Raw genomic sequence first — 10,234 nt, 5'->3', positions numbered from 1 at the left:
CTTCAGGGCCGCCAGGTACAGCAGCTTCAGCACGTACAGGTGCAGCAGATGGAAGAACATCGGCGCTGCGCCGATATCGGCCAGCGGCTGCAGCGCACGCGCCAGCGGCGGCCACTCGTACAGCCGCAACAGCAGCAGGCCCACGCCCAGGGTCAGCAGCAGGAACTGCAGCGAGGGCGGGTACTTGGTGATGTTGAACACGCTCATCCACGTGCGCAGCGTGGTCTGCTGGTACTGCCACGGCGTGTCGCCATAGCCGTTGGCGAAGCGCAGCAGGGCGAAGGCGGCCAGTGCGCCCAGCACGGACCACAGCAGCCGCTGCCGGCGCTGCTGCGGGTCGCTGCCGGCAGCGAACCACGGCGCCATCAGGTAGCCCAGCGCGATCACCCCGATCCACGGCAGCACGGGATAGGAGGTACGCAGGCTCAACGGCCCAGCCTCGATCCAGTCGCGCTGGTGCAGCACCTTCCACAGCACCGCCAGGGCGCCGTCGCCCTGCACCCGTACGCCGTCCAGCAGGTTGTGGCCGACCACCAGCGTCACCGCCAGAACGGCCAGCAGCGGCCGCGGCAGCCACAGCAGGCCGGCCAGCGCGATCATGCTCAGGCCGATCGCCCATATCACCTGCAGGTACACCGTCTCCGGCGGCCACTGGAAGGTCCAGGCGACGTTGACCAGGGTCAGTTCCAGCACCACCAGGAACAGGCCGCGCTTGAGCAGGAAAGCCGCAATGGCACGGCGCGGATCGGCATGGCGCTGGCCGTACAGCCAGGCCGACAGGCCGGTCAGCAGCACGAACACCGGCGCGCACAGGTGGGCCAGCAGGCGGCAGGCGAACAGGGCAGGGGACACGGTTGCCGCGTCCATCGGATCGCTGACCTGATGCTGCAGGAAGAACGTCTCGCGCACGTGGTCGAGCAGCATCAGCAGCATCACGGTGCCGCGCAGCTGGTCGATGGAGGCCAGCCGGGAGGAGGGGAAGGAGGACATGCGGTGGGTGGGTACAGGTCAACCGAAAGTTATAACATATCGTTTACAAGGTGCCCACTCGGGCTTTGCCGCATTAGTTGGCTGGGGGTGCCGCTGCGGGCCCGTGCCTGTTCCAGCTGCAACCCTCATCCTTTGGCACGCTGGACTTGCTGCCCCCTGAACGCTAGCGTGACAGGGATTTTTTGCCAGCAGGGGCTTTCATGAACCATGACGCTGCGCCCAAGCAGCTCACTTTCCGCGCGGTGGTCCTGGCCATCGTGCTGGCGGTGGTGCTGTCGGCCGCAAACGCCTACCTCGGTCTGTTCGCAGGCCTGACCATCGCCACCGCGATTCCCGCCGCGGTCATTTCCATGGGCGTGCTGCGCCTGCTGGGGGGCGGTTCGATACTTGAGAACAACATCGTGCAGACCGGCGCTTCGGCCGGTTCGTCGATCGCCGCCGGTGTGATCTTCACCATCCCCGCGCTGGTGATCATGGGCTACTGGCCGGACTTCAAGTACTGGTGGGTGCTGGGCATCGCCGGTCTCGGTGGCCTGCTGGGCGTGCTGTTCTCGGTGCCGCTGCGCCGTTCGATGATCGTCGAAGATCCGCTTCCGTTCCCGGAAGGCAAGGCTGCGGCCGAAGTGCTCAAGGCCGGTGAGAACCCCGGCCCGGGCCTGAAGATCCTCGGCCTGTCGGCGGTGATCGGTGCGTTCGTGAAGCTGGCCGCGGAAAGCGGCATGCGCCTGATCCCAGACGCCTGGGCCACCTCGGCCTATGTCGGCAGCTCCAAGGTCACCGCCTTCATCGGCACCAACCTGTCGCCCGCACTGCTGGGCGTGGGCTACATCGTCGGCCTCAACGTCGGCATCGTGGTGGTGTCCGGCTCGATCCTGACCTGGCACATCGCCATCCCGATCTACCAGGCGTTCTTCATGAACACCGATCCGGCGCTGGCCGCCTCGATCGCCACCGCCTCGTCCACCGAAGCGGCGTTCGCCATCTGGGGTGCGAAGATGCGCTACCTCGGTGTCGGCGCGATGCTGATCGGCGGCATCTGGACCCTGATCTCGCTGCGCAAGTCGCTGCTCAACGGCGTCAAGAGTGGCTTTGCGGCCGCGCGCAAGAGCGGTGGCCCGGTGCTGGCGCACACCGAGCGCGACCTGCCGATGAAGTGGATGCTGGTGGCGCTGGTGGTGTTCACCCTGCCGCTGCTGGCGCTGTACCAAGCCATCGTCGGCCAGTGGCACGTGTCGATCCCGATGACCCTCATCATGATCGTCGCCGGCTTCCTGTTCGTTTCGGTGTCGGCCTACCTGGCCGGCCTGATCGGTTCGTCCAACAACCCGGTCTCGGGCATCACCATCTCCACCATCCTGTTCGCTTCGGCGGTGCTGGTGCTGCTGCTGGGCAAGGATGGCCTGCAGCCGGTCGGTGCCTTCGGTGCGCCGCTGGGTGCGGTGGCCGCGATCATGATCGGCGCGGTGGTGTGCTGTGCCGCCGCCGTCGGTGGCGACAACCTGCAGGACCTCAAGGCCGGCTACATCGTCGGCGCCACCCCGTGGAAGCAGCAGCTGATGCTGGGCATCGGCGCGTTCTCGTGCGCGCTGATCATGGCCCCGGTGCTGAACCTGCTGGCCACCGCCTACGGCATCGGCGTCAAGTCCGAGCTGCACCCGAATGCGCTGGCCGCACCGCAGGCCAACCTGATGGCGTCGGTGGCCAAGGGCCTGTTCGGTGGCGAGCTGCCGTGGACCTTCATCGGCATCGGTGCCGTGGTCGGTGCCGCCATCATCGCGTTCGACAGCTGGCTGAAGTCGCGCAACTCGCGTTTCCGCGTGCCGGTGCTGGCCGCGGCGATCGGYATCTACCTGCCGCTGGAACTGATGGTGCCGATCTTCCTCGGTGGCCTGATCTCCTATCTGGTCGAACGCTTCCACAAGGTGCGCGCCGATGACGAAGAGGGCCGCGACCGCGTGCACAAGCCGGGCGTGCTGTTCGCTGCCGGCCTGATCACCGGYGAGGCGCTGATGGGTATCGCCATCGCCGTGCCGATCGTGGTCAGCAGCCGTGCGTGCCGGCCAGCGGCCGGCACTACCGGTGTCCCAAGCAAACCGCGCTACGGCGCGGTTTGCTTTTTCTGGCGGCAGCTCAGCCACGGCCATGACCGATGGCCTTGGCAGGCCCGGCCGCGCAGGCCTACCATCGGTTTTTTGCCGTCCTGCGGAGACCCCGATGAAACTGCGTCATGCCCTGTTGCCACTGAGCCTGCTGGCTGCCCTGCCCAGCGTCGCCGCTGCCCGTGGCCTGGAAGTCCGCGACATGGTGGCCATGGACCGCGTCTCCGCGCCGGTATTGACCGCCGACGGCGGCACCGTGGTGTTCGCCAAGCGCAGCACCGATGCCAACCTCAAGGCCAGCACCGCACTGTTCGCGCGCAACCTGCGCACCCGCGACGCGGCACCGCCGAAGCAGATCACGCCGTCTGGCTGGAACGTCAACTCCGCATCGCTGTCGGCCGATGGCCAGACCGTGTACTTCCTCAGCGCCAAGAACGGCAGCCAGCAGCTGTACGCACAGCCGATCAGTGGCGGCGCCCCGCGCCAGCTGACCGACTTCCCGGTGGACGTGGACAGCTACCACGTGTCGCCGCAGGACGACCGCGTGCTGTTCAGCGCCGGCGTGTTCCAGGCCTGTGCCTCGGACCTGGCCTGCACCGAAAAGAAGCTGAAGGACGTGGAAGGCGCCAAGGCCAGCGGCAAGGTCTTCGATTCGCTGTTCGTGCGCCACTGGGATACCTGGAACGACGGCCGCCGCAACACCCTGTTCGTCGCCCCGTTGCCGGCAGCCAAGGCCGGTGCGGTCAAGGGCGCTTCGGCGCTGAGCGCGACCATCGACGGCGACGCTCCGTCCAAGCCGTTCGGTGGCAATGACGATTTCGCCTGGTCGCCGGATGGCAGCAGCGTGGTCGCCAGCATCCGCGTGGCCGGCAAGCAGGAGCCGTGGTCGACCAACTTCGACCTGTACCGCTTCGATGCCGCCGGCAAGCAGGCGCCGGTCAACCTGACCGCGTCCAACCCGGCCTGGGATGCCGGCCCGGTGTTCAGCGCCGACGGCAAGACCCTGTTCTACCGCGCGATGAAGCGCCCAGGCTTCGAGGCGGACCGCTTCGGCCTGATGGCGATGGACCTGGCCAGCGGCAAGACGCGCGAGATCGCGCCGCAGTGGGACCGTTCGGCCGGCGGCATCACCCTGTCCGCCGACGGCGCCAGCATCTACACCACCGCCGACGACCTCGGCGAACACCCGCTGTTCCAGATCGACGTGGCCAGCGGCAAGGCCACCAAGCTGATCGGCGATGGCAGCGTCACCGCCGTCGACGTGGCCGGCAACAGCGTGGCCATCACCCGCAACAGCCTGAAGAGCAACGACCAGGTGCTGGTCGGCCTGCTGCCGGCCGCTGGCGAGCCGATCGGCGCGCTGCGCGCACTGACCCCGGCCGCTGGCGAAGTGCTGAAGGATGTGAGCTTCGGCGACTACGAGCAGTTCGAGTTCAAGGGCTGGAACAACGACACCGTGCACGGCTATGTGGTCAAGCCGCACAACTACCAGGAAGGCAAGTCCTACCCGGTTGCGTTCCTGATCCATGGCGGCCCGCAGGGCAGCTTCGGCAATGGCTGGAGCTACCGCTGGAACCCGCAGACGTACGCAGGCCAGGGCTACGCTGTGGTGATGATCGACTTCCACGGCTCCACCGGTTACGGCCAGGCCTTCACCGATGCGATCAGCCAGCACTGGGGTGACCGTCCGCTGGAAGACCYGCAGAAGGGCTGGAGCGCGGCGCTGAAGAAGTACGACTTCCTCAACGGTGACAAGGCCTGCGCACTGGGTGCCAGCTACGGCGGTTTCATGGTCAACTGGATCGCCGGCAACTGGAACAGCCCGTTCAAGTGCCTGGTCAACCATGACGGTGTGTTCGACCAGCGCATGATGGGCTATGCCACCGAAGAACTGTGGTTCACCGAGTGGGAGCAGGGCGGTACCCCGTACCAGAAGGCGGCGAACTACGAGAAGTTCAACCCGGTCAACCACGTGGCTGACTGGAAGAAGCCGATCCTGGTGATCCACGGCCAGCAGGACTTCCGCATTCCGGTCGAGCAGGGCCTGGCTGCCTTCACCGCGGCCCAGCGCCAGGGCATCGAGTCGAAGTTCCTGTACTTCCCGGACGAGAACCACTGGGTGCTGAAGCCGAACAACAGCATCCTGTGGCATGACACCGTCAACGCCTGGCTGAAGCAGCACATCGGCGAGTAAGCGATACCGGCGCCGCCCTTGTGGCGGCGCCCGGCTTTCCGGTAGTGCCGGCCGCTGGCCGGCAACTGCACGTTGCGACCTACCTACATGGGGTTGCCGGCCAGCGGCCGGTACTACCAGGATGCCTGCATGCCCTCGACTGCCCTGATCCAGAACGACATCGTCGTCTTCGGCCTGATCGCCGCCACCCTTGGCGCCGTGTTCTGGACCGCTTCGCGCGAGCAGGGCCTGTGGAAGCGCTTCTATACCTTCGTGCCGGCGCTGCTGCTGTGCTATCTGCTGCCGGGCATCTACAACACGTTCGGCCTGATCGACGGGCAGAACACCAAGCTGTACAACCCGGTCGCGCGTGACATCCTGCTGCCGGCGGCGCTGATCCTGCTGACCCTGGCGGTGGACATCAAGGGCATCCTGCGGCTGGGGCCCAAGCTGGTGCTGATGTACCTGGGCGCCTCGGCCAGCATCATGCTGGGTGCGGTGGTCGCGTTCCTGGTCATGCGTGCCATCCATCCGGACACCGTCGCCGGCGATACCTGGGCCGGCATGGCGGCGCTGGCCGGCAGCTGGATCGGCGGCGGTGCCAACATGCTGGCCATGCGCGAAGTGTTCGATGTCAACGCGACCACGTTCGGCCAGTTCGCGGTGGTCGATGTGGGTGTCGGCTACGTGTGGATGGCGGCGTTGATCTTCATGGCTGGGCGCGCGGCGAAGATCGATGCACGCAGCGGTGCCGATACCTCCGCCATCGACGAGCTGAAGGAGCGCATCGCACGCTTCCAGGCCGAGCATGAGCGCATTCCCAGCCTGACCGATCTGATGCTGATCGTGGCCGTGGCCTTCGGTGGCGTCGGCCTGGCCCACGCCATCGGCGCGCCGCTGGCGGCTTGGTTCAAGGTCCACGTCAGCTGGGCATCGCAGTTCAGCCTGGACGCGCCGTTCGTGTGGGTGGTGGTGCTGTCGACCACGCTCGGCCTGGGCCTCAGCTTCACCCGTGCACGTACGCTGGAAGGCGCGGGCGCCTCGCGCCTGGGCTCGCTGCTGCTGTACTTCCTGATCGCCTGCATCGGCATGCAGATGGATCTGCTGGCGTTGCTGGATCGCCCGTGGCTGTTCCTGCTCGGCATCATCTGGATCAGCGTGCACATCGTGCTGCTGTGGTGCCTGGGCAAGCTGTTGAAGGTGCCGTTCTTCTACTTCGCCATCGGTTCGCAGTCGAACATCGGCGGCCCGGCCTCTGCACCGGTGGTGGCCGCTGCGTTCCATCCGGCGTTGGCGCCGGTAGGCGTGCTGCTGGGCACGATGGGCTATGCCACCGGCACCTATCTGGCGTATGTGGTCGGCATCACCCTGCGCGCGCTGGCCACGTGACCCACGGTGGCGCCGGGCCATGCCCGGCGAACCGCATCGCGGCGGCAGATGTGCATGCCGCCGGGCATGGCCCGGCGCTACCGACGCGTTACGCCACCGGCAAGCCGCGTTCGATCAGCCACGCCTTTGCGTCTTCGGCGTCCTGTTCAAACCACGCCTTCGTCGACCCCAATCGATACGTATACCCCCACGCATCCATGTCGGCCATCAGCCGCTCACTGCCGACACCGGGCAGGTGCCCGGCCAGCACGATCTGCAGGTAGCAGGTGGCGTCTTCTTCGGGCACCGAATCGGTGGCGTCGGTATGCACCTGCGCGCGCCGCTCCGGTGGCAGCACGATCAGGTGGCAGGCTTCGTGCAGCATCGAATGCACCGGCGTGTCATCGCGCACGTAGACGTCGCTGGCGATGATGCCCGCCTCGGGCTCGCCCCAGTAACTGCCCGGGATCGGCTCGCCGGCCGCAACGTGATGCAGGCGCAGCTCATGTGCAGCGAGCAGGCGCTGGGCATCGGCGAAGGCGATGTCGCCGACGCGGGTAACGTTCGGTTCGGGCGTGGTATCAGTCATGCGGGTCAGGCAGCCCCGCCCATGCAGGCACGGGCGGGGCAGGGGGGTCAGGGTTTGTCCGGGCCTTCAGGCAGCGCCACGGAGATGTCCAGCACGTCGTGCTGGCCATCCTTGACCAGGTCCACCTTCACTGCATCGACGTCGATGTTGACGTACTTCTTGATCACTTCCAGCAGCTCGCGCTGCAGCAGCGGCAGGTAGTCGGGACCGCCACGGTGGCTGCGCTCCTGCGCGATGATGATCTGCAGGCGGTTCTTGGCGGTTTCGGCGGTGGTCTTCTTCGCTTTGAGGAAATCAAACAGGCCCATGCTTACCCTCCGAACAGCTTGCTGAAGAAGCCCTTCTTCTCGACGTTGGTGAAGCGCATCGGGCGTTCTTCGCCGAGGATGCGTGCGACGGCGTCGTCATAGGCCTGGCCGGCAGCGGATTCGCCATCCAGGATGACCGGCTCGCCCTTGTTGGAGGCATTGAGCACGTCGCCCGATTCGGGGATCACGCCGATCGCCTTCAGGCCAAGGACCTCCTCGACGTCGGCGATGCTGAGCATCTCGCCGCTTTCCACGCGCACCGGGGTGTAGCGGGTCAGCAGCAGGAAGGCCGGCACGTCCTGGCCGGATTCGGCCTTGTGGGTCTTCGAATCGAGCAGGCCGATGATGCGGTCCGAGTCGCGTACCGAGGACACTTCCGGGTTCACCACCACCACCGCACGGTCGGCGAAGTACATCGCCAGGAAGGCGCCCTTCTCGATGCCGGCCGGGGAGTCGCAGATGATGTAGTCGAAGCCGTCGGCGGCCAGGTCCTTCAGGACCTTGCCCACGCCTTCCTGGGTCAGTGCATCCTTGTCGCGCGTCTGCGAGGCAGCCAGCACGAACAGGTTGTCGAAGCGCTTGTCCTTGATCAGGGCCTGCTTGAGGGTGGCTTCGCCGTGCACGACATTCACGAAGTCGTACACCACGCGGCGTTCGCAGCCCATGATCAGGTCGAGGTTGCGCAGGCCGACGTCGAAGTCGATCACCGCCACCTTCTTGCCACGCCTTGCCAGGCCGCAGGCCAGGCTTGCGCTGGAAGTGGTCTTGCCGACGCCGCCCTTGCCGGAGGTGACTACGATGATTTCAGCCAAAGGACTTCTCCTGATGATTCTGTTTGAGGTGCTGCATCAGTCCAGCGCAGCGATCTTGATCTGGTCCTGTTCCAGCCACACCTGCACGGCTTTGCCGCGCAGGGTTTCCGGTACATCGTCCAGTACCTTGTAGTGGCCTGCAATGGCGACCAGTTCCGCATGGAAATCACGGCAGAAAATGCGTGCCGCGGTGTTGCCCTGGGCCCCTGCCAGCGCACGGCCGCGCAGGGTTCCGTAGATATGGATGCTGCCATCGGCGATGACCTCGGCGCCGGCGCCGACGGTGGCCATCACGGTCAGGTCGCAGTTTTCCGCATACAGCTGCTGCCCCGAACGCACGTTGCCCAGCTGCATGCGGCCCGGCTGTGGCGCGGCGGCATCGGCAGCCTTGCCCATCGGCGTGGCCGGAGCCGGAGCCGGCGCGGCCTTCGCTTCGGCGCGTGCGGCACGGCGCGGCTCCGGTGCGGCTGCCGGCGGCGGGGCGGGTTCTGCCTCGGCGCGCTCGTACTGGGCGCGGAACTTGGCCAGCAGCGGCAGGCCGAGCTGCTGCGAGAGCAGGTCGACCGCACTGGTGCCATAGGCCAATGCCACCGGCAGTACGCCAGCACCGCGCAGGCCATCGACCAGCGCCTGCGCCGTTGCCACGTCGGGCACCTGGCTGAGGCCGCCGAAGTCCAKGATCACCGCTGCACGGCCGAACAGCTTCGGTGCACGGCTTACCCGTTCCTGCATTTCCTGCACGAGGCGTTCAACATCGAGGGTGCGGATGCGCAGGTTGGCGATGCCCACCTGGCCGATCTTCAGTTCACCGGCCTGTTCGTAATCGAAATTCACTGCCACGCTCAGGTCCCCGTCGACCGCTGTGCCTGCGCCGGCAGCTGCCGGTCGCGCGCCCATGCAACATCAGGCAGCTTGCCGCCATAGGTTTCATTCACCCACGGGAAGCTGCACAGTTCCTTGGCCAGCATGCTGGCGCGCACGTCCACCTGCGGCATGGTGTTCTGGCCCAGCTCGCGGAAGCCGAAGCTGCCGTGGAACAGCAGGGCGGCATCGGCGCCATGGTCCAGGAACACTTCACAGGTCATCTGCGGGTAGCGCAGCTCGGCGAAGCTCTGGGCGTCGGCATAGAACGCACGGCCGACGCCACCACCGCGACGGCGGCTGGCGACCACGATGCGGTCGATATAGAAGAAGGGGGTGTCCAGGTGCTGCTTGAACCAGGCGAAATTGCTGCTGTCGTGCTGGCTGTCGCTGCCGAAGCCGATCAGGAAGCCGGCCAGGTTGCCGTCGCGCTCGGCGACGCGGAAATATTCAGCGGTTGCATAGAACAGGCGCAGGCGCTCTGCATCCAGGGGAAGGATGGCCAGGCCAGCATTGTTGTTCAAAGCCAGGACGGAATCGAGCTCGTGCTCGCGCACGTCGCGGATGACAATCGACATTGTGACTCCGTGGGGTAACGCGGTTGGTCCCATGTACGGACCCTGCGCATGATTATTGCATGCCCGGGGTGGGCTGCGGCATGAACAGGGGACCGCACCGAACATGACTTTATGCCCTTGGGCCCTGACGCGCACAGGCTACGATGGGCCATGCTGGCCCGACTCAACCACAATGCGATGCTGCGCTACTCCGGGTTGTTCACCTGGGGCACCGTCGGCCTTTGGCTTGCGATCTACCTGATCGATCCGGTGTCGCTGACACTGGAAAGCCTGGACGGCGAGGCCGGCTTCCGGATCATTCCCTGGGCCTCGGCCTACCTGGCCTTCGGCTTCGTGTACTGGGTGCTGACGCGCTCGCTGGGCGAAAGCCGGCCCGGCTTCTTCGACCATGCCGCGCTGATCCTGCTGACGGCCTGCGCGATCGGCGTGAGCTATTTCTCCGGCACCGCACTGGGC

The 10,234-nt window shown here is 66.3% G+C and carries 8 protein-coding genes and 2 pseudogenes; 4 read left to right on the top strand and 6 right to left on the bottom strand.

From position 1 onward, the window contains the following. Positions 1–990: acetyltransferase domain-containing protein (locus tag AC1VAN_RS06815; protein WP_480985515.1), on the bottom strand; the 990-nt coding region annotated here is incomplete at its 3' end. 200 nt (positions 991–1,190) lie between these two features. Here AC1VAN_RS06815 and AC1VAN_RS06810 point away from each other — a divergent pair. The 3 genes and pseudogenes from AC1VAN_RS06810 to AC1VAN_RS06800 all read left to right on the top strand — a co-directional run. Continuing rightward, positions 1,191–3,044, top strand: a pseudogene (locus tag AC1VAN_RS06810) (OPT family oligopeptide transporter); the annotation flags it as partial. Positions 3,045–3,204: 160 nt separating this feature from the next. Beyond that, positions 3,205–5,283 (top strand): S9 family peptidase, encoded by a 2,079-nt coding sequence (locus tag AC1VAN_RS06805; RefSeq protein WP_480985514.1) that lies wholly within the window; start codon positions 3,205–3,207, stop codon positions 5,281–5,283. Between the two features lie 129 nt (positions 5,284–5,412). Then, complete coding sequence (locus AC1VAN_RS06800) at positions 5,413–6,651, top strand: DUF819 family protein (protein WP_025873879.1); 1,239 nt, start codon at positions 5,413–5,415, stop codon at positions 6,649–6,651. A gap of 88 nt (positions 6,652–6,739) precedes the next feature. Here AC1VAN_RS06800 and AC1VAN_RS06795 read toward each other — a convergent pair whose 3' ends face one another. The 5 genes from AC1VAN_RS06795 to AC1VAN_RS06775 are packed head-to-tail and all read right to left on the bottom strand — an operon-like array spanning position 6,740 to position 9,778. Then, a complete protein-coding gene (locus AC1VAN_RS06795) occupies positions 6,740–7,219 on the bottom strand; it encodes a hypothetical protein (RefSeq protein WP_032975950.1) in 480 nt (159 codons plus the stop codon). A 47-nt stretch (positions 7,220–7,266) separates the two neighbouring features. Next, positions 7,267–7,527 (bottom strand): cell division topological specificity factor MinE, encoded by a 261-nt coding sequence (gene minE / locus AC1VAN_RS06790; RefSeq protein ID WP_005408532.1) that lies wholly within the window; start codon positions 7,525–7,527, stop codon positions 7,267–7,269. 2 nt (positions 7,528–7,529) lie between these two features. Continuing rightward, positions 7,530–8,339 carry a septum site-determining protein MinD gene (minD, locus tag AC1VAN_RS06785; RefSeq protein ID WP_025873877.1) on the bottom strand — a complete coding sequence of 270 codons (810 nt, stop codon included), beginning with the start codon at positions 8,337–8,339 and terminating at the stop codon, positions 7,530–7,532. Positions 8,340–8,375: 36 nt separating this feature from the next. Then, positions 8,376–9,236, bottom strand: coding sequence for a septum site-determining protein MinC (gene minC, locus AC1VAN_RS06780; RefSeq protein ID WP_480985513.1), 861 nt, complete (start codon positions 9,234–9,236; stop codon positions 8,376–8,378). Then, the gene (locus AC1VAN_RS06775) at positions 9,182–9,778 is read right to left on the bottom strand and encodes a GNAT family N-acetyltransferase (protein WP_025873875.1); all 597 of its coding nucleotides are present in this window, start codon (positions 9,776–9,778) and stop codon (positions 9,182–9,184) included. The genes minC and AC1VAN_RS06775 overlap by 55 nt, the downstream gene beginning before the upstream one ends. A gap of 150 nt (positions 9,779–9,928) precedes the next feature. Here AC1VAN_RS06775 and AC1VAN_RS06770 point away from each other — a divergent pair. After that, a pseudogene (locus AC1VAN_RS06770) lies at positions 9,929–10,234 on the top strand (sensor histidine kinase); the annotation flags it as partial.

This window comes from Stenotrophomonas sp. 05L44_2, assembly GCF_056665995.1.
The sequence above is the reverse complement of the archived record's forward strand: the minus strand, read 5'-3'. Positions and strand labels throughout refer to the sequence as shown.

Excerpts from the sequence above, each read along its gene's own strand:
- AC1VAN_RS06795 (WP_032975950.1), bottom strand. The coding sequence starts at position 7,219 with ATGACTGATACCACGCCCGAACCGAACGTTACCCGCGTCGGCGACATC.
- minE (WP_005408532.1), bottom strand. The coding sequence starts at position 7,527 with ATGGGCCTGTTTGATTTCCTCAAAGCGAAGAAGACCACCGCCGAAACC.
- AC1VAN_RS06775 (WP_025873875.1), bottom strand. The coding sequence starts at position 9,778 with ATGTCGATTGTCATCCGCGACGTGCGCGAGCACGAGCTCGATTCCGTC.
- AC1VAN_RS06800 (WP_025873879.1), top strand. The coding sequence starts at position 5,413 with ATGCCCTCGACTGCCCTGATCCAGAACGACATCGTCGTCTTCGGCCTG.